This window comes from Nocardia sp. NPDC050713 (assembly GCF_040654315.1).
Taxonomy (GTDB): Bacteria; Actinomycetota; Actinomycetes; order Mycobacteriales; family Mycobacteriaceae; genus Nocardia.
Window position 1 is genome coordinate 133,664 of sequence record NZ_JBFAHS010000011.1, and the last position, 24,336, is coordinate 157,999.

Below are 24,336 nucleotides of genomic sequence, written 5' to 3' on the forward strand. Positions count from 1 at the left end.
TGCTCTCCAGCCCTCCTGCGTTGCGCAGCTCGTAGACATCCCGCGCACGCGCCGGCGCGGCCGCGAGCACCCCGACCACAGTAATGGACGCGGCCGGACCGAGGCCGTACCAAGCCCGCGCGGGCCAGCACGCGGGTATGCCGCATGGATGCCGCCGGACGTAGTCCATCCCCGATCCGTACGCCTCAGTCTGCCAGCGCGCGGCCGGACGCGCCGGATACCGGTTGTTCAGGCTCCGACGACACGCCGGGCGTAGTCGCGCGCCCAACTGTCGGCGGCGAGCACCTCGGCCAGGCTCTGCGGCTCGGTCCGCCACTGGTCGGCCGCCTCCACCGCGCTGGCCACCGTCCGCACGATCGCCGGGAAGCCGATGAGACCGTCGAGGAAAGCCTGCACCGCGATCTCGTTGGCCGCGTTGTAGACCGCGGTCACGCTGCCGCCCGCGGTGCCCGCCTGCCTGGCCAGTTCGACCGCGGGGAACACCTCGCTGTCGACCGGCTCGAAGGTCCAGGTGGCCGCGGTCCCGAAATCACACGGGGTCGCGGCGCCGGGCACCCGATCCGGCCAGCCGAGGGCCAGCGCGATGGGCAGCTTCATGTCCGGCGGACTGGCCTGCGCCAGCGTGGAGCCGTCGGTGAAAGTCACCATCGAGTGCACGATCGACTGCGGGTGCACGGTGACGTCGATGCGGTCGTAGGGGATGCCGAACAGCAGGTGCGTCTCGATCAGCTCGAGGCCCTTGTTGACCAGCGAAGCCGAATTCAGCGTGTTCATCAGGCCCATGGACCAGGTCGGGTGGGCCTTCGCCTCGGCGGGGCTGACGGATTCGAGCATCTCGGCGGTCCAGCCGCGGAACGGCCCGCCCGACGCGGTCAGCACGAGCCGGTCCACCTCCTCGGCGCGGCCGCCGCGCAGGCACTGCGCCAGCGCCGAATGCTCCGAGTCCACCGGCACGATCTGGCCGGGCGCGGCGGCGCGGGTCACCAGCGAACCGCCCGCGACGAGCGACTCCTTGTTGGCCAGCGCGAGGCGGGTGCCCGACTCCAGGGTGGCCAGGGTCGGTTCCAGGCCGAGCGAGCCGACCAGCGCGTTGAGCACCACGTCGGCCTCGGTGCGGCGCACCAGTTCGGTCACTGCCGCCGGACCGGCCAGCGGAATGTCCAGCGCCGCGGCGGCGGCCGGGTCGGCGACGGCGACATTGCGGGTCCCGGTGGCCGCCATCTGCGCGGCGAACAGCTCGGTATTGCCGCCGCGCGCGGCCAATCCGACCACCTCGAACTTGTCGGGGTTGGCGGCGATCACTTCGAGCGCCTGGGTACCAATGGATCCGGTGCTGCCGAGCAGCAGGACTCTCACGATGTCGGACACCCAGTCATTGTGTCCTACCGCGCACGGGGTCTCGTCGTGCGCGTCGAACGCGGGCCGACTACCAACGACGCGGCGTCGTATGTCACGATATCGACCAGTAGCCCAAGAGTGCGTACCGGAAGTTCGGTACCCGAACCACCTGAGGAGCGATCGTGGCCGCCACGGACATCGAACCCGCCAACAACGAGCGCGCCGTCGTCACTCACGTGGACACCGCCGAGGTCCCCTCCGCGGAGTGGGGCTGGAGCGGCGAGTCGCGCCGCACCTTCCGCATCGCCGGTTGGATCGTCGCGTTCATCCTGCTCGCCATGATCATCGGCAACCACAAGGGCCTGGTCGAGGACATCTACCTGGTCGGCTTCGCCGCGCTCATCGTGGTCATCCTGGTGCGCGACTCGATCCTGCGGCGTAAGCCCCGCTAAGCCTCGGCCCCGGGTGGCCGACCCGGCTGGAGGCTCGATACTTCGTGGCCGCGCATCTCGATTCACACCGGGAGCGCGGCCGTTGTCCTGCCGGGCGTCGATGTGGAGGAGCGCCGCAGATGACAGTTGGAGAGCCAGCGCAGTCCGCACCACGGTGGCCCGGCGCGGTCGAGCCCAATCCCATCCTCGCCACGGTCACGCCGTTCGCCCGTGACGGCGCCATCGATACCGGAGCGCTGGGCGAGTATCTCGGCTTCCTGCACAGCTCCGGCGTTCCCGCGATCCTCGTCAACGGCACGACCGGCGAGTTCGCCAGTCTCACTGTCGCCGAACGCAAGTCGGTCCTCGAACATGCCCGCGAGCACTGGTCGGGGCATCTGATCGCGCACATCGGCGCCACCGCCTACGGCGACGCGCTCGAACTGCTCGACCACGCGAAGCACCACGCCGACGCCGTCGCCGCGATCGCACCCTATTTCTTCGCCGATCCGCCGGAGGCCGGTGTCCGCGAGTTCTTCGGTGCGCTGCTGACCCGCACCGAACTGCCGATGCTGCTGTACAACTTCCCGCGCCACACCCAGACCCCGATCTCCCCGGCGCTGCTCGCCGCGCTCGCCGCCGAGTATCCGATGCTCGCCGGAATCAAGGACTCCGGTGGCGACCTCGAGGTCACCAGGGCCTACGCCGCGACCGGTTCGACGGTCCTGGTGGGCAGCGACGGCGCGGCCGCCCGGATCCGCGAACTCGGCGTGCACGGCATCGTCTCCGGCGGCGGGAATCCGGTGCCCGAACTACCCGTTCGCATCGCCGCCGCCGTGCGTGACGGTGACGTCGACTCCGCCGCGCGATGGCAGGCGGTGTTCGACGAATGCCGGGCACTGCGCCACGATTCCGGACTCAGCGATATCGCGTTCGTGAAAGCCGCTCTCGCCGAACGTATTCCCGGGTTCCCGTCTGCTGTCCGCAGCCCCCTGCTGACCGCGGGCGACGCCGCGATCGCCGAGATCCGCGCGTACCTGCGAGACCAGATCCTGCCGCGCGTCCACGAGGGCACGCCGTGACGCGGATCAGCGACCGCGCCGCTTGCCGGGCTTCTTGGCGCCCGCGGACCGGGCGCCACGCGCCGCGGGCGCGCTCTTCCCGGTCGATTGCCGCTGTGGCGCGGGCTTTTTCGCGACCGCCTGCTTCGGACGCTGCTCGGCGCGGGTCGACGGGGAACGCGAGCTGCGTTCGGAGCGGCCGCGCACCACGCCGACGAATTCCTCCACCAGCTCGGTGGTTTCGGCCGTTGGCCAGGCCAGAGCGATCTCGGTGTCGGGGTGCTCGATGACGGTGCGGTAGACCAGGTCGCGGCGGGCGTGCAGGCGCGCGATGGAGTGCGGGACGATGGCGAGTCCGACTCCGGCGGCGACCATTTCGAGGATGACCGACGCCGCGTCGATGTCCGAGGCGTCCTGCATGCGCTCGTCGGCCAGGTCCGCCGCCGTGACCTCGGTGAACAGCGAGATCGGGTGTTCCTTGGGCACCACGACGACCGGCGCCTCCCGGTACAGCGGAATCGCGCTGAGCCCTGCGCGGTCGATGGGCAGGCGCACGAAGCACATGTCGACCCGGCCCTCCCGCAGGGCGGTCAGCTGGTCGGCGGCGGCGAGCGGAATCGTTCGCAGCGGGATCTCGGGAAAACGCTCACCCCAGATCCGCTCCCACTTCGACACCGTGACGCCGGGCACGAAACCCACCCGCAGCTCGGCTGAGACCTCCGGCTCCGGCTCGGCCACTTCCCGACGCGCGATGACCTCGCGGGCGGCGGCGAGCAGCTCGCGTCCCTCGTCGGTGAGCTGCGTCGGCTGGGCGCCGGGGACGAACAGCTTCGTGCCGAGTTCGGTCTCCAGGTCGATGACCGTCCGGCTGAGCCGCTGACGCGCGATGCCGAGGCTCTTGGCCGCCCGCGCGAAATGCAGCTCCTCGGCCACCGCGACGAACCAGCGCAACCGCTCGACGTCGATCGACTCCACCTGACTCATTCGACCAAGGGTATTGCACGGCGTGCGCGGGTCGGACGGTCGCCGTGACGACGAGGGCGCTCCGGCGGTCGACTAGGCTGTCCCGGTGAGCCCGGACAAGAAACCGCAGATGATGAAGCCGCTGACCGCGGCCGACAAGCTCGGCATCTACCTCCCCGCCGCGCCGGAGGAGTTCCGGAACTCGCCGATCTCCCGCGCCGACCTCGACCGGCTGCGCACCGATCCCCCGGAGTGGCTCACCGAACTGCGCCGCACCGGCCCCTTCCCGCGCGACATCACCGCACGCAAACTCGGCATCTCCAACAGCGGCCTGGCCCGCGGCGGCGTCTCCGACGCCCTCACCGCGGACGAGATCACCGCCCTCCTCGCCGACCCTCCGGAATGGCTGACCCGCGAACGCGAGAACTACCAAGCCGTCCTCCGCGAGAACGAGCGCGTCAAAGCGAAGGAAGCCGAACGCCGCGCCACGACCAACCGCCCGGCCAAGAACCGCTTCGGCACCGGAGCCTGAAAGCCGCGCCGCTCGTGCCCTCGCTGTCATCGCCATCGAGCGGGCCGGGGCGGACACTCGGTCCAGGCCGAGATCGAGCTGATTCCAGCTGATGGTGATGTCGATCGGGTCGGGGACATCCACGGCTAGCGAGTCGCCACGGGCCCGCAGCGACATGTTCTCCCGGACGTAGGTGCCGTCGGACGCTCGACCGCGCAGGACCGCAGCGGAGGCGACGTGCGTGTCAGAGTGGCGCGTCGCGGACCTTCGCCGAGAGTGTGTCATCGAACCGCGTGGGTCCGTGGAAGGTGAGAACCCAGCGGTCGCGGGACGGGTCGGAGAAGGTCGACAGGACCAGTGCCGTCTCGCCGTAGCCGTCGTTGTAGCGGAAACGTTCGTCGGTCCTGGTGCCTTCGGCGCTGCGGCCTTCGGGCTTCGCCCGCGACTTGAAAGTGGTCACCGCCCGACGCGCCGCCTCTGCGCTCGGGAAGGCGTAGAACCTGTACGCGAGCTTCGCGCCGCCCTCCAGCAGACACTCCCAGCGCGCCTGCCAATTGTCGAAGGCCGATTCGTCGCCCTTCTCGGCGCGCCAGTCCTTCCATTCGGAGGCCGGACGGCACGAGGCCCCGTTGTAGCCCTTACCGGTGTCGCGGTTGCCGCTCGGCAGCATTCCGGGAAACGCCGCCGACATCTCGGAGAGGTCCTTGTGTCCCTTCGAGCGTCCGGTTATCTGCGAGACCCAGGTCGAGTCGTCGGTCAACACGAAGGCGCCACACCCGGTGACCAACGTGAACACCAAGCCCAGAATCACCGTGAGCACCTTCGCCCCCGATCCGCGACGCCGGGGCGGAACAGGCGGTCGGTACCCGGCAGGGACACCGCCGTAACCCGGCGGATAGCCCTGCGGCACAACGCCGTTCGCATAGTGCGGACCGGGCGGCGCGGGCTGGGCGTAGCGCGGCGGATGAGCCACCGGCACCGGGTTAAGCGCCGAACTCTGTGGATGCGCCACCGGCATCGGATTCGGCGCCGACCGCTGCGGATGCGGCCTCGGCTGCGCGACGGCGTGCGGCGCGCTCAGCGGTCCACGCAACGCCTGCTGCACGGCCGCGGCGAACTCCGCGCAGGAGTCGAACCGATCCGCGGGTCGTTTGGCGAGCGCGCGATCGAGCACCGCGTCCAACGCGGGCGGCAGACCCGGACGCACCGAACTCAGCGGCGGGGGCGGCTGCTTCAGATGTCCCTGGATCACCGCGACGGCCTGCGGCGAATCGAACGGCACGGCGCCGGACAACAACCAGTACAGCGTGCAGGCCAGCGAGTACTGGTCGGTGCGGTGATCGAGCGGCGCGCCCGTCAGCTGTTCCGGCGCGGCGTACGCGAGAGTCGCGGTGAAGGTGCCGGTCTGGGTGAGCTGCCTGGTGTCCTCGCGGGGACGCGCGATGCCGAAATCGGTGAGCAGCACCCGCTCCTGCCCGGCCGAGCGGGAGAGCAGGATGTTCGCGGGTTTGACGTCGCGGTGCAGCACGCCCATGCGGTGCGCGTAGTCCAGCGCAAGCGCGGTCTCGCCGACGATCTGGGCGGCGCGCTGCGGCGGCAGGGTGCCGGGATCCACCGAGGACGCGTCGGCGCCGTCGATGAACTGCATGGAGATCCACAGCTGCTCGTCCTCGATGCCGCGGTCGAAGACGGTCACGATGTTGGGATGGTCCAGCTGCGCGACCAGGTCGGCCTCCCGCTCGAACCGCGCGCGAATCTCCGCGTCGGAGAACAGCTCCCGATTCAGCAGCTTGAGCGCGGTACGGCGGGGCAGCCGCGGGTGCGCGGCCAGATACACCGCGCCCATACCACCCTGCCCCAGCAGTCGTTCGATGGCATATCCGGCGAATACGTCACCTGGCTGCAGCAACGGCCCCCCTCGAAATTCAGTTCTCCGCGGCCAGCTGCCCGCAGGCGGCGGCGATCTCCTGGCCGCGGGTGTCACGGACGGTGCAGGGCACGCCCTGGGCGTTGACCCGGCGGACGAACTCTTGCTCGACCGGTTTCGGGCTGGCGTCCCACTTGCTGCCCGGGGTCGGGTTGAGCGGGATGACGTTGACGTGCACGCGCGAGCCCAGCGCTTTGTGCAGTTTGGCGCCGAGCATGTCGGCGCGCCACGGCTGATCATTGATGTCGCGGATGAGCGCGTACTCGACCGAGACGCGACGGCCGGTCGTGTCGGCGTAATAGCGCGCCGCGTCCAGCACCTCGGCCACCGGCCAGCGGTTGTTCACCGGCACCAAGGTGTCACGCAGTTCGTCGTCGGGCGTGTGCAGCGAGACGGCCAGCGTCACCGAGAGACCTTCGTCGGCCAGCTTGCGGATGGCGGGCGCCAAACCGACGGTCGAGACCACGACGTTGCGCTGCGAGATGCCGAGGCCGTCCGGCGCGGGCGAGGTGATGCGGCGCACCGCGGCGACCACCCGCTTGTAGTTGGCCAGCGGCTCGCCCATGCCCATGAAGACGATGTTCGACAGCCTGCCCTCGCCGCCCGCCACCTCGCCGTCGCGCAGCGCGGCCGCGGCGGCGCGCACCTGGTCGACGATCTCGGCGGTGGACAGGTTGCGGTTCAGCCCGCCCTGACCGGTCGCGCAGAACGGACAGGCCATGCCGCAACCCGCCTGGCTGGAGATGCACAGGGTGTTGCGGTCGGCGTAGCGCATGAGCACGCTCTCCAGCAGGGTGCCGTCACCGGCCCGCCACAGTGTCTTGCGGGTCTGCCCGTCGTCGCAGGCGACGTGCTTGACCACCGAGAGCAGCGGCGGGAACAACGCCGAGCCGACCTTCTCCCGCACCGCGGCGGGCAGATCGGTCATCAGCTCGGGATCGGCCTGCAACCGCCCGAAGTACTGCCGCGCGATCTGATCGGCGCGGAACTTGGGCAGGCCCAGCTCCTCGACCGCGGCACGCCGCCCCTCGGCATCGAGATCGGCGAGATGCCGCGGCGGCATGCCACGGCGCGGAGCGTCGAAAACCAGGGGCAGGGAGGCGGTCATAGTTCTTCCAGTCTCTCATCCGCCCCTGGCGCTCGAATGCTCAGGCCGAAACAGTGCGCGAGGACACAACCGCCCCGCGCCGTTCCGGACACTCGGCTCAGGACAACCCGAGGTCGCGCACTGACGGCCATGACCAGAGCCTCGTCGTCGGAGAGGTCCTGGGCGAAGCTCTCCTGGAACTTGTCCTGCCTGATCCACAGGTAACCGTCGGAGTCCGGCGCGATGCTGTCGGAGGCCGCGGGCGGCAGTTCCTGACTGATCTGCCCTGGGGTCTCCCCCGCGTCGCGAGCCTTTCAACGCAAGTTCGGGTCTCCCCCACTGCGCTGGCGCTGATCCGGCGCTCGCCAGAACGGCGACGGATCCGCATCGGTCTGAGGACTCAGCGCTTGGCGGCGCGCCGCAGCTGCATGATGCGCATGCCGCCGACCAGCGCCATCACCAGGGCCCCGAGGATCACCGAGAGCAGGACGGCGACGCCGAGAGGGAGGTGGAAGTTCCAGAAGAACATGCTGACTTCGACGGTCTGCAGATTCTGCAGGATGAAGATGAGCAGCAAAATCATGATCAGCGTGCCGGTCACGAGCCCCACCCAGGCGTAGCCGGTCCGCGAGGAGATCGAGGGTTTGGCGCCCGTCATGGGAGGTCTGGTCGCGGGCGGCGGAGGCGTGGTCGGCGGGACGGCCGGCTTGTCGCGCCGGCTCGCCTCGGGCTCGTGCTCGGCATTCGTGGACATGCCTCGATCATGGACGATCGCTATCGCGGTCGCCGGGATTTGGCGGCATGTCGCGCGGGGACCGGGCAGTCAGAGCAGCGTGCTCAGCACCAGCCAGGAGACGAACGCGGACGGCAGCATCGAGTCGAGCCGGTCCATGATGCCACCGTGCCCGGGCAGCAGGGTGCCCATGTCCTTGATGCCGAGCTCCCGCTTGATCTGCGATTCGATCAGATCACCGACGGTCGCGACCAGAACCAACCCGACACCGAGCACCACGCCGATCATCGAATTGGCGTCCAGCAGCAGGGTGACCGTCAGCAGGCCGCCGATGACGCTGAACACCAGCGAACCGCCGAAACCCTCCCAGGACTTCTTCGGACTGATCGACGGCACCATCGGATGCTTGCCGAACAGCACGCCCGCCACATAGCCGCCCACGTCGGAGCAGACCACCAGGATCATGAAGGTGAGCACCCGCAGGTTGCCGTCGGGCTCCAACAGCAGCAGCGTCGCGAAGGACGCGAGCAGCGGGACCCAGGCGAGGGTGAAGACCGCGATCGCCGTGTCACGCAGGAAGTTCCGCGGCGCGGTCCGCAGACCGTGGTCGAACAGCCGCCACACCATGCAGGTCAGCGCGGTGGCCGCGAACGCGCCGGCGACACCGCTCGCGCCCCACGGCCAGCCGAGCCAGAACACCGCCTGCCCGCCGACGATCAGCGGGATCCGCGGGACGAGCACGTCGGCCTCGCGTAGCCGCTTGGCGACCTCCCAGGTGGCCACGCCGACACCGGCCGCGGCGACCGGGATGAACACCAGCGGCGCGAACAGCAGGATCGCGATGAGCGAGAGGCCGAGACCGAGACCGACCGCGAGTGCGGCGGGTAGGTTGCGGCCCGCTCGCGACGTCGCGGCGGCGGGCGCCGGGGCAACGGACTCGGCGGGAACGGAATGCTCGGGGAACTGTCCGGCCGTGAAGTCACCCGAATGGCTCTGGGTGTCTGCGGGGGTGCCGCTCCCCGGCGTCGGCTCCTCGGCCGCACCCGTTGCGGCGGCATTGTCGGCCACGATTGTCCCGTCGCTCACTCGTTGTTCCTCGTCCCCCGCCCGTGCGGGCCCTCGGATCTGCCGTCAGACCTCGAGCAGTTCGGCTTCCTTGTGCTTGACCAGCTCGTCGATGCTGTTCACATATTTGGCGGTGGTCTTGTCGAGCTCCTTCTCGGCGCGCCCGACCTCGTCCTCACCCGCCTCGCCATCCTTCTGGATGCGCGAGAGTTCGTCCATGGCCTTGCGGCGCACGTTGCGAATCGCGACCTTGGCGTCCTCGCCCTTGCTCTTGGCCTGCTTGACCAGCTCGCGGCGGCGTTCCTCGGTGAGCTGCGGGATGGAGATGCGCAGGATGTCACCGTTGTTGGTGGGGTTGACACCGAGATCCGAGTTGCGGATCGCGGTCTCGATCGCACCTAGCTGCCCGGCCTCGTAGGGCTTGATCACCACCATCCGCGGCTCGGGCACCGTGATACTGGACATCTGGGTGACCGGGGTGGGCGATCCGTAGTAGTCCACGACGACCCGGGAGAACATGCCCGGATTCGCGCGTCCGGTCCGAATGGTCCCGAGATCGTCCTTCGCCACCGAGACGGCCTTTTCCATCTTCTCCTCGGCGTCGAAGAGCGCTTCTTCAATCACGACCGTTTCCTCCACAGCGTCGTCATCGTCATGATCCGCGGGTCGCGGGGTCAGGACCGAACCAATGTTCCGATCTTCTCACCGGCGACCGCTCGGGCGATATTGCCCTTCGTCAACAGATTGAACACCAGGATGGGCATCTGGTTGTCCATACACAGGCTGAAGGCCGTGGCGTCCGCGACCTTCAGGTCGCGCTCGATGACCTCTTTGTGCGTGATCTCGGTGTACATCGTCGCGGTCTCGTCGACCCGCGGATCCGCGGTGAAGACGCCGTCGACCGCCTTGGCCATCAGCACCACATCGGCGCCGATCTCCAGGGCCCGCTGGGCCGCGGTGGTGTCGGTGGAGAAGTACGGCATGCCCATGCCCGCGCCGAAGATGACGACTCGGCCCTTCTCCAGGTGGCGCTTGGCGCGCAGCGGCAGGTACGGCTCCGCGACCTGGCCCATCGTGATCGCGGTCTGCACCCGGGTGTCGATCCCCTGCTTCTGCAGAAAGTCTTGCAGCGCAAGGCTGTTCATCACGGTGCCGAGCATGCCCATGTAGTCCGAGCGGGCCCGCTCCATGCCACGCTCTTCCAGCTCGGCGCCGCGGAAGAAGTTGCCGCCGCCGATGACCACGGCCACCTGCACGCCGGTCGCGACGACCTCGGCGATCTGCTCGGCGACGGTCTGCACGACGTCAGGGTCGAGGCCGACCTTGCCGCCGCCGAACATCTCGCCACCCAACTTGAGAAGTACCCGGCGATATCCTGGGCGTTCGGTCCCCGGGTCCGTCATCGGTGCTCTTCTCCTTCGGCGATGGTGGTGTTCTCAGCATGCTGAGACATCAGGGGTAAAGCGGATAGGTTTGCGATCCCGCAACACAAGGCGGTCACTATCCTGCCCTACTCGGTTTCGGCGACCGCAGAAGACCCCCTCCGACGACGCGCTCGCGTCGAGAATCGGGCCGGGACTGCCCGCGTCGCGGTCGGACGCGGACAGCAGAAGGCCCCTCCCCTGTCGGTGGGACGGAGGAGGGGCCTTCGCAGGCTGTCAGGCCTGGCCGACCTCGAACCGCGCGAAGCGGCTCACGGTGACACCGGCCTCGTCCAGCAGGGCCTTGACGGTCTTCTTCGAGTCGGTGACCGACGCCTGCTCGAGCAGGACGACGTCCTTGAAGAAGCCGTTGACGCGGCCCTCGGTGATCTTCGGCAGCGCGGCCTCGGGCTTGCCCTCTTCGCGAGCGGTCTGCTCGGCGATGCGGCGCTCGTTCTCCACGAGATCGGCCGGAACCTCGTCGCGGGTCACGTACTTGGCCTTCAGCGCGGCGATCTGCATGGCGGCGGCGCGAGCGGCCTCGGCCGCGGCGTCACCCTCGCCCTGGTACTCGACCAGCACGCCGACGGCGGGCGGCAGGTCCGAGGAACGCTTGTGCAGGTAGGTCGCGACCGGGCCCTCGAAGGACACGGCGCGGCGCAGCTCCAGCTTCTCGCCGATCTTCGCGGCGAGCTCCTGCACGGCCTGGTCGGCGGTCTTGCCACCCAGGTCGACGGCCTTCAGCGCGTCCAGGTCGGCGGGGCGAGCCTTGGCGGCGGCCGCGACGATCTGGCTGGCCAGACCCTGGAACTCGTCGTTCTTGGCGACGAAGTCGGTCTCGGAGTTGATCTCGATCAGCACGCCGTCCTGCGCGGCGACCAGGCCCTCGGCGGTGGCGCGCTCGGCGCGCTTGCCGACGTCCTTGGCGCCCTTGATGCGCAGGACCTCGACGGCCTTGTCGAAGTCACCGTCGGTCTCTTCGAGGGCCTTCTTGCAGTCCATCATCCCGGAGCCGGTCAGCTCCCGGAGCCGCTTCACATCGGCAGCGGTGTAGTTCGCCATCGGTGGCGAGCCTCCTTTGGAGAAGTTCAGTTACTGGGCAGCGGTGATCACCATGGCAGTCCTCGGTGATCACCGCTGGAACAGCGGGTTACGAGCCTCAGGCCTCGGCCGGGGTCTCGGCGGACGCGTCGGCGCCCGGAGCGGCCTGCGCGAGCAGCTCCTGCTCCCACTCGGCGAGCGGCTCGCCCGCGCCCGCTTCCGGCTTGTCGTCGCCGGAGGCCAGACCGGCCCGCGCCTGCACGCCCTCGGCCACCGCGGAGGCGACGACCTTGGTCAGCAGCGCGGCGGAGCGGATCGCGTCGTCGTTGCCCGGGATCGGGTAATCGACCAGGTCGGGGTCGCAGTTGGTGTCCAGGATCGCGATGACCGGGATGTTCAGCTTGCGCGCCTCGCCGACGGCGATGTGCTCCTTGTTGGTGTCGACGACCCAGATGGCCGAGGGCACCTTCTGCATGTCGCGGATACCGCCGAGGGTCCGCTCCAGCTTGTTCATCTCACGCGTGAGCATGAGGATTTCCTTCTTGGTGCGACCCTCGAAGCCACCGGTCTGCTCCATGGCCTCGAGCTCCTTGAGGCGCTGCAGGCGCTTGTGCACGGTGGAGAAGTTGGTGAGCATGCCGCCCAGCCAACGCTGGTTCACGTAGGGCATCCCGACGCGAGTCGCCTCGGCCGCGATCGACTCCTGGGCCTGCTTCTTGGTGCCGACGAAGAGGACGGTGCCACCGTGGGCGACGGTCTCCTTGACGAACTCGTAGGCCTTGTCGATGTAGGTCAGCGTCTGCTGCAGGTCGATGATGTAGATGCCGTTGCGGTCGGTGAAGATGAACCGCTTCATCTTCGGGTTCCAGCGCCGGGTCTGGTGTCCGAAGTGTGCGCCGCTGTCGAGCAGCTGCTTCATGGTTACGACAGCCATGGCTCCCGTATCTCTCTTTCGTTGCCGGTTGACGCAGTAGGTCGGCGACCCGCTGCCCTGGCGCCTCCGAATCGTCGGACCCGATCGTTCATCGATCGGGACCAGCCGGCGATTCCTTGTTCCCAACTGGCACTGCCGCGAACGAGCACTCTCGGAATTCGGGAGCTGAGGTTCGAACGGCGCCGTTACGAACAAGCACGGGTGGCGCGCGAAGTCGGTCCGTGCCGGGCACAGACCGCTCGATCAGTCTACGACCAGGTACGTCCCTGACCTAAATCGCCTGGTCGCGCGGTTGCTACCAGGAGAAACGGGTGGTTTCCACAGCTCGAGAAGTTGTCCACACTCGCCGAATTGGGGATGTTCTGCCGACTGGGGCTGGGCGAAGGTCGAGGGCATGCACCGACTTTCCCTCTCGATCACCGTGATCCTGCCGTTGATGTTCGTGCTGGCGCTGGCCGTTGGGCGGCCCGCGACGGCGAATGCTCGGCCGCCGTCGGGTGCCGAGGCCGAGTGCTGGGGATCGGTGTGCGTGGCGAATCCCAGGCGCGACATGCCGGACGTGGGACCGTGCGGCGGTGGCGGTCTTGTCGCGGACCGCTCGATGTCCGAATGCCCACCGGACGTGGCGCGCGCCGCGCCGGATGCCGAGCAGCCCGAGGGTTCCGCTCTTGCCTTCGCGGTCTTCGTGCGCGTACCGAATCCGGCGCGCGAGGTGCCGAAGCGCGCGCCGGACGCGGTGTCCAGCCCGGGCTGCTCGCACTCGGTCTGCCTGCCGCCGCGGGCGCGGGATCTGCCGTTTCTCCGGCTCGCACCACTTCCGCTGCATGTGGCAGGCGCGCGACCTCAGCTCACGCCCGACGCCGCGTGTGGCGGATCGGCATGTCTCTCGATTCCAGCGCGAGACTTACCGAGACCCCGGCCCGCAGCAGCTGTGCTGGAAACCCTTCGGCCAGCGCCAGCCTCGGCGGAAGTTCCCGATGTTTCGGCTGCCCTGCGGCGATGACAGTGGAGCCGCGGAGGTCGACTTCGCATCGCGACTACAGCTGCTGCGGATACGACCGCCCGGCGGTCGTTTCGGATGGCTGCTCACCGGCGGCGAGCGGCATTGCTCGGGCACGACTGCGGGCGTACCGAACGCCGCGCCGCTCGGTTCTGCTTCCGGTGGCCGCAGCAACGGACTTGCGCGGCGGGGTCTCGGGCTGGCCAGTCCCCTGCTGCCGAATTGGGTACAACAGGTATGCCCGGCGGCAGCGGGCGGCGCGGTGGTCAGCTCCGTTGGCGGTGGTCGCAGTACTGCTCGCGGTCTGCGAATGGGGGACAGCCGCGGCAGCGCCCAGCGGGGAGTTCGGGTGGCCGCTGCGGCCGCGGCCCGCGGTGGAGCGGCGGTTCGACCGTCCCGCCCAAGACTGGCTGCCCGGCCATCGCGGTGTCGACCTGGCCGGGACGCCCGGACAGACGGTGGTCGCCGCAGGTGCGGGGATCGTGGTGTTCGCCGGGGAGGTGGCGGGCAAGCCGGTCGTGTCGATCGACCACTCCGGCGGGCTGCGCACGACCTACGAGCCCGTTCGAGCGCGAGTCTCGGTGGGAGCCCGGGTGGCACGCGGCACTCCGATCGGCACGCTCGAGGAAGGCCACGCGGAATGCGCGGCTCCCGCCTGCCTGCACTGGGGTCTGCGCCGGGAAGCGGGACGACGCGGACGTCCGGAGTACCTCGATCCACTCGGCCTGTTGCACTTCGTGCCGCTACGCCTCGAGCCGGTTGAACCGAGATGAGATGGCAGGAAGAGCAGCGAGGTCCGGCAGTAGGACCAGCACGGTCGCCGAGCAATGGCGCGGGGCTCGGGTGAGCGCTGACGTGGGCTGGCTTCCAAGCGGCGGTGAGGTAGTGCACCGCGCGCGTCGCTTCCTTACCGTCCGAATGCGGACCATGATCGAGACATGGAGAACGAGCTCGGGGGCCCGTGGTTCACCTATCGGGAGATCGGCGCGACCAGGGGCGAACTTCCGGAGGGTTATCACCGCTTCCGTTTGCGGCGGCGTCTCGGCACCGGCCGGGAATTGTTCGAGCGGGCGGGGTCGGAGATCCTCGCCTATCGAATGCAGAAGGGCGTCGGCATCTTCGGACACGCGAGCACACCGACGGCCGAACCCGGCACGGCGCTCACCGTGCGGCTCGGGATCGGTCCGGTCGCCCTCGTGGCGCCCTGCCGCGTGGTGTACGTGCTCGACGACGAGAACCGGCGCGGTTTCGCCTACGGCACGCTGCCCGGTCACCCCGAGATCGGCGAGGAACTGTTCGCGGTGGAGTACGACCCCACCGACGACTCGGTCCACGGGCTGGTCACGGCCTTCTCCCGCCCGGCATCCTGGTACACCAAACTCGGCGGCCCGGTATCGCGCCTCATGCAGCGCGTCATGGCTGGTCGCTATCTGGCCACCCTCCCGACGAGCACCTGAGGCCGGTCTCTCGACCGCACCACTCGCCGGGTCGTTTGCAGCGCATCGGTCATAGCCGAGGCGTCACCTGTTGGAGTCGTGTTCCAGTCCCTGACACGGACCTCTACCGGCATCTCAGCGATATGGGCGGCACGAACCCGACACCCGTTCGGCAAGGACCTGTCCTCAGACAGCGGCCGAGAGGACGAGCGCCAGTTGCGCGAGTCCCGAGCGGATGCGGGATTTGACGGCGGGCAGGCCGACGCCGAGCCGTTCGGCGACCTGGGGGTAGGTGAGGTCGTGATAGTAGGCGAGCAGGACGGATTCGCGTTGCAGTGGTGTCAGGGCGGCCAGTCCTGTTCGCACACAGCGGTATTCGTGTCGGCGCACCACCTCCTCGGCGACGTGGTCGGCCGGTGGTCCGTAATCGCCTGCGGCCCAAGCTTGATCGCGATCGGAAGCGGCGCGTTCGCGACGGACACGGTCCACCGCCTGCCGGTGCGCGAGCGTCCACAACCAGGTGGTCACCGAGCCGCGGCGCTCGTCGAAACCGGCTGCGCTGCGCCACACCTGGAGGTAGACGTCGTGACAGGTCTCCTCGGCGTAGTCGTGGTCGCGCACGATCGCGAGCACGCGACGGAGGACGAGCGGATGGGTGCGGCGATAGAGCAGTGCGTAGGCGTCGCGATCGCCGGCGCCGATCCGGCGCACCAACTCGGCGTCGGTACTGGATTCCGGAATCCGATGGTGGGTGGGCGTGCGAGAAGACAGTACGAGCGAAACCATGATGCCCCCGATGGCAGCGGACGCTGACGAATGAACCACCCGTCGAAGACAGGGACGGTGGTGTCGACCGCGGATTCCGATCCGGGGGCATGGGTTTCGGAAGTACCGCCAACGGCCAGACTACCGGCCGGTCCGAACCCCCGCCGCCGCTTCGGCCTCAGTTCGAGAGCTCGACCCGCGACTCAGATCCGAAGGCCCAGCTCGACGATTCCACCCGCCACGGCGTGCACACTCACCCGATGCCGCCGAGCATGCGCGCGAATCAGCTCGTAGGCCGCCTGCGGTGTCGTGTTGCGCGCGTTGGCGATCACGCCTTTCGCTTGTTCCACGAGAACACGCGAGTCCAGCGCGTGCTGGAGCTGCTCGGTCAGCCGCTGCTGGGCGCGCAACCGCTCGGCGGTCAAAATGTGCCCGGCGGCCATGCCCGCCAGCAGCGCCCCCACCGACAGTTCGGGTTCGGTCCACTCGCGCGGGTCGTAGGCGTACATGCCCAGCGCGCCCACCGTCGTCGCGCCGGATCGCATCGGGATCTCCGCGACGGCCCGAACACCGTGGCGGGCGGCGACGCTCGTGTACTCCGGCCATGAGGAGTGGCGCGCGTGGACGTCGGCGACGGCGACCGGTTCGCCGTGGCGCAGCGCGTCCAGCGCGGGTCCGCGGTCGCTGCCGCGCTGGCTGAGCGCGACGTCGGCCAGCGCGGCGGGCGTCGCGGTGACGACGCCGGAATACCCGTCGGCCACGAGCAGCACCGCGCAGCCCGCCAGATCGAGCGCGTCGGTGGCGCTGTCGATCAGACGGTGCAGTGGTTCGGTGAGATCGCCCGGTTCGGGCAGCAGCCCGACGAGCCCGGACAAAGCTGAGACCAGCAGCTCGCTGTCAGACATACCGAACCACCCCTGTACCGGCGAACCCCGCGCGTCCGCCTCGGAGATACCGCACCGCATCTGCCAACTCTCCATGGTATGGACCGTCGGCGACACGCCGAAACACTCGGCCGCCATGGCGATTCGACGCCCGACTCGGCAAGTGCGGTCGACACGAACGCTATTCGGGTGCAAACATGAAAGGTGAGGCTCCACTTCCGCTCCACTCATCGCGATCACTCAGGGAGATCCCCATGGGAGCGCACGCGCCGCTGCTGGACGTGCTTGTGCGGTCGGTCGGCACGCTGACAAGCGATTTCGACGTCGTGGAGCTATCGCAGCAACTGGTCGACGCGTGTACCGAACTGACGGGCGGCGCCGAGGCCGGTTTGTTCCTCGGCGATCATCGGGGGGAATTGCGGGTGCTCGCCGCCACCCACGAGCGAGCGCGGTGGCTCGTCGAAGCGGTCGACGGACCGACCAGGCAGGCCTACCGCACCAGCAGCCCGGCGATCGTGGACGACCTCGCCGCCACCCTGGTCTGGCCCGAATTCGCCAGGCACGCACTGGAACACGGCTACCGCTCGACCTACGCCCTACCGCTGCGGCTGCGCACCGACAACCTCGGCGCACTGACCATCTTCGGCGCGGCGCCGGGAGCGCTGGACCGGGCCGCCGTGCGGTCGGGACAGATCCTCGCCGACCTCGCGGCCATCGGCATCGCGCAGCACGTGCTGCGACCGAGAATCGAGCCGATGCAGGCCAGACTGCCGGTGGCATTGCAGGACCGAGTGGTCATCGAGCAGGCCAAGGGGGTGCTCGCCGAGCGCGGTGATCTCGATATGACCGAGGCGTTCGGCCGCCTGCGCGCGCACGCGCGACGGTGCGGGCTGCGGCTGGCCGAACTGGCGGGCGCCATCGTGGTGGGCAGCGTCGATGCGGCGGTCGTGCTGGGCACGCCCACCGAGCGCTAGGACTGCGCGGTTCAGCGCGCTTCCTCGTCGAAGCGGATGCGACGCCGCAGCACTCGCTCGGCCGCCTCCGCCAGCGAAATGCCCTGGCGCACCGCGTAGGTCCGCAGCGTGGCGTACGCGTCCGCAGGGTCGGCTCCGCGCTGGGCCATCACCATGCCCGCGGCTTGGTGGATCGACGCACTCGTCAGCGGCTGGCGCAGCCACTCCCCCGCTTGCTCGGCGGAGCCGGACCTAACCGAGACCAGGTGGGCGGTGATGATGTCGGCGACGTGCAGTCCGGCGGACATCATCGACCCGTTCGGGCGACCGGGGCTGGCCCGATACAGATCGAGGGCGCCGAACCGCACCGCGCCCAAGCGCAGGGGCATGGCGGTCATCGCGCCGGATACCGGTTCCCTGGCCAGCGCGGCGGCGAAGCCGGGCCAGCGCCCGCAGTTCGCGGTGAGATCGGCGACCGAGACCGGCACGCCGGTGGCCACCGCGTCCACCGCGGGCCCCTCTCCGACGGTCGCCTGCACCGTCTCGATCCGTGCCGCGATCTCGTCGCTGCTGCACCAGGGCTGCACACCCACATCGCGTTCATCGATCATGATGGCGGCCCGCTGCACCGGAAGCACCTGCACGGCGGCCTGGCACGCGGCCGAGATGTCGCCCCCGCCGCGGCGCAGCGCCGAGAGGAATCTCTCGGTGAGTAACTCGAACTCCGCCACGCCCATCCTCTGAACAACCTGGAATCGACCGGCAGCAGCCAAAATAGCGAATTCCCTGCGGCGCGGCGGCTACAGCAGGGCGATCAGCGCGTCGGCCTCGGCGCGCAGCACCTCGCCGCGGTCGGCGCGACCGAGTTCGTCGTAGGACGCGGCCGAGGTCAGGCGCTCGGCGATCTCGGCGCGGACGATCCCCTGGATGTCGGCCTCGCTCAGCTGCCGCCGTTCGACCTCCGCGCCACCGAGCCCGGCCACGCTGTCCTCGATCGCGCCCGCTCGCGCGTCGCCGATCTCGATGGCCTCGGCGTTGTCGATAGCGCCGAGAGCCGAGCGCACCGCCGCGGCCGCGTGGCGGTCGCGCGACTTCATGGCGGCGGGCAGCGCGGCCCGCAGCCGCGCGCGTAGCGGCGGAGACCTGTCGACAGTTTCGGTGGACATGGGCACCGACCGTACGCGGGACGGTCGGTGCCGGTCTAGGGACTTCTGTCCCCACGGCAGCTCAGGGCGTCACGATGGCGAAGTCCGGGTCCGGCTCGTCGAACACGCCGACCAGGGCGGCGAGCTTGGTCGGATCGCCCTCGATGCCGATATCGCCCGCGGCCGCCGCCACCCCGAAGTCCTCGCCTTGCAACAGGACTCGGATCATGGTCGCCCGGGTGAGGGTGAACTCGGCGTCGGCGTCCGGCAGCGCGACGCCCTCCGGCCGGTCGTAGTGGGTCAGCCTGCCGTTGCGCAGTTCCAGCCGGTGCACCCGGCCCTCGTCGGTGAGGTGCCAGTCGGTGATCACGTGCATGTCCCATGCCTTCGGACCGTCCACGCGCAGCGCCATGGCGTCGAAGATCTGCTCGATGGTGAGCGCGCCGAGCATGGACAGCGAATCGGTCTTGGTCGGCGTCCCGAACGAGCCGTAGCGCAATTCGTACGCGCCGCTGAGGTAGAAGTTGCGCCACGTCGCGTTCTCGGCGCCGTAGCCGAGCTGCTCGTAGGCCGCGGCGAGCAGGTCCTTCGCCGCCTCGTTGCCGGGTTCGGCGAAGACCACGTAGTCGACCACCTGCGCGACCCAGCGGTAGTCACCCGCGGCGTAGGAGTCGCGCGCCTTGCGCAGCACCTCCTCGGCGCCGCCCATGAATTCCACGTGGCGGCGGGCGGATTCGACCGGCGGGTGCTCCCACAGGTGCGCCGGATTGCCGTCGAACCAGCCGAGGTAGCGCTGGTAGATCGCCTTGACGTTGTGGCTGACCGAGCCGTAGTACCCGCGCGCGTGCCAGGCGTTCTCGATCGCGGGCGGCAGCGTCAGCTGCTCGGCGATCTCGGCCCCGACGTAGCCCTGGTTCAGCATGCGCAGCGTCTGATCGTGCAGATAGCCGTACAGATCACGTTGCAGCGCAAGGTATTCCACCAGCCGTTCGGTGCCCCAGGTCGGCCAGTGGTGCGAGGCGAACACGACGTCGGACTCGCGCGCGAACAGATTGATCGCCTCGGTGAGGTACTTGGCCCACACGTGCGGATCGCGCACCAGCGCGCCGCGCAGGGTCACGATGTTGTGCAGGGTGTGGGTGGCGTTCTCGGCCATGCACAGGGCGCGGCGATCGGGGAAATAGAAGTTCATCTCGGCGGGCGCCTCGGTGCCCGGCGTGATCTGGAAGACGATCCGCACGCCGTCGACGGTCAGTTCCTGGCCGGTCTCGGTGATGTCCACCGTCGGCGCGATCAAGGTGACCGTGCCGATCGAGGTGGTCTGGCCGAGACCCGCGCCTACCTGGCCGAGCGGGCCCCTCGGCAGCACGGCGCCGTACATGTAGGCCGCGCGGCGCGCCATCGCGGTGCCCGCGTAGATGTTCTCCGCCACCGCGTGCTCCAGAAATCCGGCGGGCGCGATGACCGGAATCCGGCCCGCCGCAGCATCTTCCGGAGTGGCCACCCCGTAGGCGCCGCCGAAATGGTCGACGTGCGAATGGGTGTAGACGAGGCCGGTGACCGGACGGTCGCCGCGGTGCTCGCGATACAGCCGCAGACCCGCGGCCGCGGTCTCGGCGGAGATCAGCGGATCGATCACGATGACACCCTGATCCCCCTCGACCAGCGTCATGTTCGACAAGTCCAAGCCGCGGATCTGGTAGATCCCGTCGGTCACCTCGAACAGTCCTTGTGCGGCGACCAGCCCGGACTGGCGCCACAGACTCGGGTGGACGGAAGCGGGGCACGGCTCGCGCAGGAAACCGTAGGAATCGTTGTCCCACACCACGGATCCGTCGTCCTGGGTGACCACGCCGGGCTCGAGCGCGGCGAGGAAACCGCGGCGGGCGTCGGCCAGGTCGGCATCGTCGGCGAACGGCAGCATCGTCTCGGCGCGCTGCCGCGCGGCGACGATCACCTCGGTCGGCTCGGTCACATCGGGCATCGTCCTCCTCCTTCTTCTCTGCCGAACTCGTCTGTCCTGGAATGGATCACCTCGGTGGGTCCGTGAAACCCAATGCGACCGCGACGCCACCGGCGAACAAGATCGCCAGCGCCGTCGCGGCGATCACGCCGTCGGGTCGCCCACGGCGGCCGTGGCGCAACCACCGGCTGCGCAGGTAACCCGTGACCGCCACCGCGCACATCGTCAGCGCCGCGACGGCCGGGGCGATCGCGGCGTCGCGCCAGCCGGAACCCACCACGTGGTCGATGCACAGCGCGGCCACGACCATCGCGCTGATGGCCGTGCGTCGCCAGGCGAGCGCGGTGCGCTCGGCGGCCAGACCCACGTCCCTGGCCGTCATCGCAGCAGCACCGCGATACAGGCCATGATCGACACGATGCCGATGCCCACCGACAGGACCGGCACCAGCACCGTCTCCGGCAGCGGTTCCGCGCGGCGCATCGCACGGCCGACCCGGCGCCAGTGCAGGTACCCTCCGAGCGCGACGACGACCGCGAGCACGATGCAGCTGACCGCGAGCACGCGCCGGAGACCGGCCATGTGGAACGGCTGAACGAGGGTGTGCACCGCGACACCGCCGGCGAGCAGGCCGAGGGAGGTGCGCATCCAGGCCAGGAAGGTCCGTTCGTTGGCGAGGGTGAAGCGGTAGTCGACGCCTTCCTCGCCGTCCTCCGATTCCGGGCCGACTTCCGGGAGTGTCACGCCGCCCCCTCGCGGGCGGCCCTGCCGACGGACACGGCCACGTTCGAAACAGCCGGGCGCTCAGGGACGTCCGGGGTCACGCTTCCGCCGCCAGGGTGCACAGGCACCACTCCGTCTCTGGTCAGTTTCGTGCCGCAAGCAAACATTCCGCAACGTCAGCGTAGTGGCAGACCGGGCGGTCGTCCACGAGCCTCGCGGCAGCGCGCCGCACACCGCGACGCGCGCCGGAATCACACCGAAACGGCGTCCGTGGAACGCCATCGCGAGCCGGTCCCCGGTCGAGGTCAGCGGTGCGCGGGTAACTTTCCGGTTGCTCACGCGCGCGGGTGCGCCTGGTCGTGCACCTTCTTCAGCCGTTCGATGGAGACATGGGTGTACAGCTGGGTCGTGGCCATGCTGGCGTGGCCGAGCACCTCCTGCACCACGCGCAGATCCGCGCCGCCCTCCAGCAGGTGGGTGGCCGCGCTGTGGCGCAGTCCGTGCGGGCCGACGTCGGGGGCGCCGGGTATCGCCGAAACGACCTCGTGCACCACGGTCCTGGCCTGGCGTTGGTCGAGCCGCTTGCCGCGCCTGCCGAGCAGGAGCGCGCGCCCCGATTCGGCGGTCGCGAACGCGGGACGGCCGTAGCTCAGCCACTCCGCGACGGCGCGGTCGGCCGGTGCGCCGAACGGCACGGAACGCTCCCGGTTCCCTTTGCCGAGCACGCGGACCAGGCGCCGCTCCCGGTCCACGTCGTCGACGTCCAGGCCGCAGAGTTCGCTCACCCGGATCCCGGTCGAGTACAGCAGCTCGACGATCAGCCGGTCCCGCAACGCCATCGGATCGTGCTGCGCCGCACCGGATTCCGCCGCGTCCATGGCCTCGACCGCCTGTTGCCTGCCGAGTACCGCGGGCAGCGTCCGGTGCGCCTTGGGCGAGCCGAGCCGCAAGCCGGGATCCACTTCCAGCCTGCCGGTCTTGGTGAGCCAGCCGGTGAACGTCCGCGCCGAGGACGCGCGACGCGCCATCGTCGTGCGGGCCGCGCCGTTCGCCGACTGCGCCGCGAGCCAGGACCGCAGCAGCGTCAGGTCCAGCTCTCGGACCGCCGAATCCGGGGAGCGGGCGTACAGGTGGGCCAGTAGCGACCGCGCATCGCCGAGGTAGGCGCGCACGGTGTGCGCCGAGCGGTTGCGGCCGAGCCGCAGGTGTCGCCCGTACTCCGTCAACAGCGCGTCCAGGTCCTCCGGCAACTCTTCCACCCCACCACCGTCGCCCCCAGCGCAGCCGTTGGCAAGAAACCGCGCCGGGCCGCGAAGCTCGGCGTGATCGCGACCATCGCCACAGGCGCACCTCGGTCACGCGGCATGCAGGAACACGCGGGCAGATCGTCACGAACGTCCTCCCGACTTCCTGGGCGCCTTGCGGTGCCAACCGGTTTCGTCGAGTCCGACCAGTCCCGCGATCTCGAGTGCGACCAAGGCGGCGCGGATCGCGGGTAGGGAGAGTGGGCAGCGGCCGGTCAGTTCGTGGGGTAGACGGGAGCCGATGGCGGGGAGGGCGGCGAAGACCGTGGCTTCGTCGCCGGTGAGGCGCTCGGGGGTTTCCGGAACAGTGCCCGCGCTGCCGGGCAGCGACAGGCGTAGCGGTCCGGCCTCGTCGATCACTTCCTCGGTGCGGGTGACGAGCAGGGCCTCACCGTCGCGGATCATCCGATGACAGCCCGTCGAGGCCGCCGAGGTGATCGGGCCGGGAATCGCCAGGGCCGGGCGGCCGAGTCGCCGCGCCCACTTCACGGTGTTACGCGCGCCGCTGCGCAGACCCGCCTCGGTTACCAGCACACCGTCGGCAAACGCCGCGATCAAGCGGTTGCGGGCCAGAAAGTGGTGCTTCCTGGCGAGCGTGCCGGGCGGGTACTCGCTGACCACCAGTCCGACGTCCGCGATCTCGGCGATCAGCCGCTCGTGCTGGGCCGGATACGGACGGTCCACACCGCACGCGAGCACCGCGATGGTCGGCCCGTCGACAGCCAGCGCCGCGCGGTGCGCCATCGCGTCGACGCCGAAAGCCGCGCCGGACACGATGGTCCAGCCCTGGGCGGCCAGATCCCCCGCGATCTCGGCGGTGACCCGATTGCCGTATCCCGTGCTGCACCGCGATCCAACCACCGCCAAAGCCCGTTCGCTCGACTTTAGTAGCGAGCGGGGTCCGCGCACCCAGAGGACCAGCGGCACCGCGCCGTCCGGATCGCGGCCCACGTCGAGTTGGCTCAGTCCCAGAAGCCGCCACGCGGGCCACTCCGGATCGTCCGGCGTCACCACCCGGCCACCGATCCGCTCGATGAGCTCCAGATCGGCTGCCGCCGTGTCGACCTCGCGCCGCCGCCTGGTCGGTCCGCGCAGCGACTCCGGCAACTCGCACTCGCGCACCGCCCGTGCGGCCTCCACGACCCCCACCGATTCGATCAACGCGGACAACGCCGCACAAGGCCCTTCGACGACCCGCGAAAGGTACACCCAAGCCAACCTCCGCTCGTCCGTCTCCCCCGCACCGCTCGCCATCGCGACAAGCGCTTGCCGACTACTTCCTCTTTCGCTCCTACCCGCAACCCCGAACTCGGCAGCACACTCGTCCAGCTCGTCGATCCACACTGCTCGGCGCGAACCAGAATCATCCGCGCCTGAACCACCGTGCTCCGCGGCGGCTTCGTCCAGCTGGCCGACCCGACTTCCTCGACCCGCAACAGCCCCGTCCCGATCGTGGCCACCCCGATCGAATTCAGCAGCGCAGCCCCGCCGACCGCCATCCTGTGCCGACGACTGTGAAAGGCCCGACTCTCCAACGAAACCGTGGTGCTCTTCGAAGTCAGGAGCGACCTCATGCCCTTCGTCTTTCCACACCGCTCGGCGCGCGCCGGTCATCGTGCACCCCCGCTCCGGCCGCGGTCCCACGACGTCG

The 24,336-nt window shown here is 69.6% G+C and carries 25 protein-coding genes and 1 pseudogene; 6 read left to right on the forward strand and 20 right to left on the reverse strand.

Annotated features, from left to right (window positions below; translation table 11 throughout):
* Positions 1–228: 228 nt before the first annotated feature.
* On the reverse strand, positions 229–1,368 hold the full coding sequence (gene dxr / locus AB0H49_RS20990; RefSeq protein ID WP_357253696.1) for a 1-deoxy-D-xylulose-5-phosphate reductoisomerase: 1,140 nt from the start codon (positions 1,366–1,368) through the stop codon (positions 229–231).
* A 152-nt stretch (positions 1,369–1,520) separates the two neighbouring features.
* Here dxr and AB0H49_RS20995 point away from each other — a divergent pair, with 152 nt between their 5' ends.
* Both AB0H49_RS20995 and AB0H49_RS21000 read left to right on the forward strand, forming a co-directional pair.
* Positions 1,521–1,790: a DUF2631 domain-containing protein gene (locus AB0H49_RS20995; RefSeq protein ID WP_354999358.1), complete on the forward strand. Its 270-nt coding sequence runs from the start codon at positions 1,521–1,523 to the stop codon at positions 1,788–1,790.
* A 119-nt stretch (positions 1,791–1,909) separates the two neighbouring features.
* The gene (locus AB0H49_RS21000) at positions 1,910–2,851 is read left to right on the forward strand and encodes a dihydrodipicolinate synthase family protein (RefSeq protein ID WP_357253698.1); all 942 of its coding nucleotides are present in this window, start codon (positions 1,910–1,912) and stop codon (positions 2,849–2,851) included.
* 6 nt (positions 2,852–2,857) lie between these two features.
* On the opposite strand, the gene AB0H49_RS21005 is transcribed toward AB0H49_RS21000, so the two are convergent.
* Positions 2,858–3,814, reverse strand: a complete 957-nt coding sequence (locus AB0H49_RS21005) for a LysR substrate-binding domain-containing protein (protein ID WP_357253700.1) — start codon at positions 3,812–3,814, stop codon at positions 2,858–2,860.
* A gap of 85 nt (positions 3,815–3,899) precedes the next feature.
* On the opposite strand from AB0H49_RS21005, the gene AB0H49_RS21010 reads away from it, so the two are divergent.
* Positions 3,900–4,325: a DUF5997 family protein gene (locus AB0H49_RS21010; protein WP_354999355.1), complete on the forward strand. Its 426-nt coding sequence runs from the start codon at positions 3,900–3,902 to the stop codon at positions 4,323–4,325.
* A gap of 223 nt (positions 4,326–4,548) precedes the next feature.
* On the opposite strand, the gene AB0H49_RS21015 is transcribed toward AB0H49_RS21010, so the two are convergent.
* From AB0H49_RS21015 to rpsB, 9 genes and pseudogenes are all read right to left on the reverse strand, one after another.
* Positions 4,549–6,213, reverse strand: coding sequence for a protein kinase (locus AB0H49_RS21015; protein ID WP_357253703.1), 1,665 nt, complete (start codon positions 6,211–6,213; stop codon positions 4,549–4,551).
* Positions 6,214–6,229: 16 nt separating this feature from the next.
* Positions 6,230–7,339 (reverse strand): 23S rRNA (adenine(2503)-C(2))-methyltransferase RlmN, encoded by a 1,110-nt coding sequence (gene rlmN / locus AB0H49_RS21020; RefSeq protein WP_253808489.1) that lies wholly within the window; start codon positions 7,337–7,339, stop codon positions 6,230–6,232.
* 119 nt (positions 7,340–7,458) lie between these two features.
* A pseudogene (locus AB0H49_RS21025) lies at positions 7,459–7,623 on the reverse strand (alpha/beta hydrolase); the annotation flags it as partial.
* 95 nt (positions 7,624–7,718) lie between these two features.
* Complete coding sequence (locus AB0H49_RS21030; protein WP_354999353.1) at positions 7,719–8,072, reverse strand: lipopolysaccharide assembly protein LapA domain-containing protein; 354 nt, start codon at positions 8,070–8,072, stop codon at positions 7,719–7,721.
* A gap of 69 nt (positions 8,073–8,141) precedes the next feature.
* On the reverse strand, positions 8,142–9,137 hold the full coding sequence (locus AB0H49_RS21035) for a phosphatidate cytidylyltransferase (protein WP_354999352.1): 996 nt from the start codon (positions 9,135–9,137) through the stop codon (positions 8,142–8,144).
* A gap of 45 nt (positions 9,138–9,182) precedes the next feature.
* On the reverse strand, positions 9,183–9,740 hold the full coding sequence (gene frr / locus AB0H49_RS21040; RefSeq protein ID WP_141809536.1) for a ribosome recycling factor: 558 nt from the start codon (positions 9,738–9,740) through the stop codon (positions 9,183–9,185).
* A gap of 50 nt (positions 9,741–9,790) precedes the next feature.
* Complete coding sequence (pyrH, locus tag AB0H49_RS21045) at positions 9,791–10,519, reverse strand: UMP kinase (protein WP_097247453.1); 729 nt, start codon at positions 10,517–10,519, stop codon at positions 9,791–9,793.
* Positions 10,520–10,774: 255 nt separating this feature from the next.
* Positions 10,775–11,599, reverse strand: a complete 825-nt coding sequence (gene tsf / locus AB0H49_RS21050; protein WP_354999350.1) for a translation elongation factor Ts — start codon at positions 11,597–11,599, stop codon at positions 10,775–10,777.
* Positions 11,600–11,696: 97 nt separating this feature from the next.
* Positions 11,697–12,512: a 30S ribosomal protein S2 gene (gene rpsB, locus AB0H49_RS21055; RefSeq protein WP_067782205.1), complete on the reverse strand. Its 816-nt coding sequence runs from the start codon at positions 12,510–12,512 to the stop codon at positions 11,697–11,699.
* A gap of 1,293 nt (positions 12,513–13,805) precedes the next feature.
* On the opposite strand from rpsB, the gene AB0H49_RS21060 reads away from it, so the two are divergent.
* Positions 13,806–14,285: a M23 family metallopeptidase gene (locus AB0H49_RS21060; RefSeq protein ID WP_357253841.1), complete on the forward strand. Its 480-nt coding sequence runs from the start codon at positions 13,806–13,808 to the stop codon at positions 14,283–14,285.
* Positions 14,286–14,450: 165 nt separating this feature from the next.
* Positions 14,451–14,969, forward strand: coding sequence for a DUF1990 domain-containing protein (locus tag AB0H49_RS21065; protein ID WP_357253707.1), 519 nt, complete (start codon positions 14,451–14,453; stop codon positions 14,967–14,969).
* A gap of 165 nt (positions 14,970–15,134) precedes the next feature.
* On the opposite strand, the gene AB0H49_RS21070 is transcribed toward AB0H49_RS21065, so the two are convergent.
* Positions 15,135–15,734 (reverse strand): sigma-70 family RNA polymerase sigma factor, encoded by a 600-nt coding sequence (locus tag AB0H49_RS21070; RefSeq protein WP_357253709.1) that lies wholly within the window; start codon positions 15,732–15,734, stop codon positions 15,135–15,137.
* A 182-nt stretch (positions 15,735–15,916) separates the two neighbouring features.
* On the reverse strand, positions 15,917–16,618 hold the full coding sequence (locus AB0H49_RS21075) for a GAF and ANTAR domain-containing protein (protein ID WP_357253711.1): 702 nt from the start codon (positions 16,616–16,618) through the stop codon (positions 15,917–15,919).
* A 233-nt stretch (positions 16,619–16,851) separates the two neighbouring features.
* On the opposite strand from AB0H49_RS21075, the gene AB0H49_RS21080 reads away from it, so the two are divergent.
* Positions 16,852–17,571, forward strand: a complete 720-nt coding sequence (locus AB0H49_RS21080; protein WP_357253712.1) for a GAF and ANTAR domain-containing protein — start codon at positions 16,852–16,854, stop codon at positions 17,569–17,571.
* An 11-nt stretch (positions 17,572–17,582) separates the two neighbouring features.
* Here AB0H49_RS21080 and AB0H49_RS21085 read toward each other — a convergent pair whose 3' ends face one another.
* The 7 genes from AB0H49_RS21085 to dprA all read right to left on the reverse strand — a co-directional run bounded on the left by AB0H49_RS21085 (position 17,583) and on the right by dprA (position 23,939).
* Positions 17,583–18,281: a GAF and ANTAR domain-containing protein gene (locus AB0H49_RS21085; protein WP_357253713.1), complete on the reverse strand. Its 699-nt coding sequence runs from the start codon at positions 18,279–18,281 to the stop codon at positions 17,583–17,585.
* Between the two features lie 69 nt (positions 18,282–18,350).
* Positions 18,351–18,716, reverse strand: coding sequence for a hypothetical protein (locus AB0H49_RS21090; protein WP_357253715.1), 366 nt, complete (start codon positions 18,714–18,716; stop codon positions 18,351–18,353).
* Positions 18,717–18,777: 61 nt separating this feature from the next.
* A complete protein-coding gene (locus AB0H49_RS21095) occupies positions 18,778–20,679 on the reverse strand; it encodes an alkyl sulfatase dimerization domain-containing protein (protein WP_357253717.1) in 1,902 nt (633 codons plus the stop codon).
* Positions 20,680–20,725: 46 nt separating this feature from the next.
* Positions 20,726–21,040: a DUF202 domain-containing protein gene (locus tag AB0H49_RS21100; protein WP_354999341.1), complete on the reverse strand. Its 315-nt coding sequence runs from the start codon at positions 21,038–21,040 to the stop codon at positions 20,726–20,728.
* Positions 21,037–21,402, reverse strand: a complete 366-nt coding sequence (locus tag AB0H49_RS21105; RefSeq protein WP_357253721.1) for a DUF202 domain-containing protein — start codon at positions 21,400–21,402, stop codon at positions 21,037–21,039. The genes AB0H49_RS21100 and AB0H49_RS21105 overlap by 4 nt, the downstream gene beginning before the upstream one ends.
* A 314-nt stretch (positions 21,403–21,716) precedes the next feature.
* Positions 21,717–22,640: a tyrosine recombinase XerC gene (locus tag AB0H49_RS21110; protein ID WP_357253723.1), complete on the reverse strand. Its 924-nt coding sequence runs from the start codon at positions 22,638–22,640 to the stop codon at positions 21,717–21,719.
* A 129-nt stretch (positions 22,641–22,769) separates the two neighbouring features.
* Positions 22,770–23,939 (reverse strand): DNA-processing protein DprA, encoded by a 1,170-nt coding sequence (gene dprA, locus AB0H49_RS21115; protein ID WP_357253724.1) that lies wholly within the window; start codon positions 23,937–23,939, stop codon positions 22,770–22,772.
* Between the last annotated feature and the right edge of the window lie 397 nt (positions 23,940–24,336).

Coding starts and splice junctions, on each gene's coding strand:
- AB0H49_RS21000 (WP_357253698.1), top strand. CDS start 1,910: ATGACAGTTGGAGAGCCAGCGCAGTCCGCACCACGGTGGCCCGGCGCG.
- AB0H49_RS21005 (WP_357253700.1), bottom strand. CDS start 3,814: ATGAGTCAGGTGGAGTCGATCGACGTCGAGCGGTTGCGCTGGTTCGTC.
- rlmN (WP_253808489.1), bottom strand. CDS start 7,339: ATGACCGCCTCCCTGCCCCTGGTTTTCGACGCTCCGCGCCGTGGCATG.
- AB0H49_RS21030 (WP_354999353.1), bottom strand. CDS start 8,072: ATGTCCACGAATGCCGAGCACGAGCCCGAGGCGAGCCGGCGCGACAAG.
- pyrH (WP_097247453.1), bottom strand. CDS start 10,519: ATGACGGACCCGGGGACCGAACGCCCAGGATATCGCCGGGTACTTCTC.
- tsf (WP_354999350.1), bottom strand. CDS start 11,599: ATGGCGAACTACACCGCTGCCGATGTGAAGCGGCTCCGGGAGCTGACC.
- rpsB (WP_067782205.1), bottom strand. CDS start 12,512: ATGGCTGTCGTAACCATGAAGCAGCTGCTCGACAGCGGCGCACACTTC.
- AB0H49_RS21065 (WP_357253707.1), top strand. CDS start 14,451: ATGGAGAACGAGCTCGGGGGCCCGTGGTTCACCTATCGGGAGATCGGC.
- AB0H49_RS21070 (WP_357253709.1), bottom strand. CDS start 15,734: ATGGTTTCGCTCGTACTGTCTTCTCGCACGCCCACCCACCATCGGATT.
- AB0H49_RS21075 (WP_357253711.1), bottom strand. CDS start 16,618: ATGTCTGACAGCGAGCTGCTGGTCTCAGCTTTGTCCGGGCTCGTCGGG.
- AB0H49_RS21080 (WP_357253712.1), top strand. CDS start 16,852: ATGGGAGCGCACGCGCCGCTGCTGGACGTGCTTGTGCGGTCGGTCGGC.
- AB0H49_RS21090 (WP_357253715.1), bottom strand. CDS start 18,716: ATGTCCACCGAAACTGTCGACAGGTCTCCGCCGCTACGCGCGCGGCTG.
- AB0H49_RS21095 (WP_357253717.1), bottom strand. CDS start 20,679: ATGCCCGATGTGACCGAGCCGACCGAGGTGATCGTCGCCGCGCGGCAG.
- AB0H49_RS21100 (WP_354999341.1), bottom strand. CDS start 21,040: ATGACGGCCAGGGACGTGGGTCTGGCCGCCGAGCGCACCGCGCTCGCC.
- dprA (WP_357253724.1), bottom strand. CDS start 23,939: ATGGCGAGCGGTGCGGGGGAGACGGACGAGCGGAGGTTGGCTTGGGTG.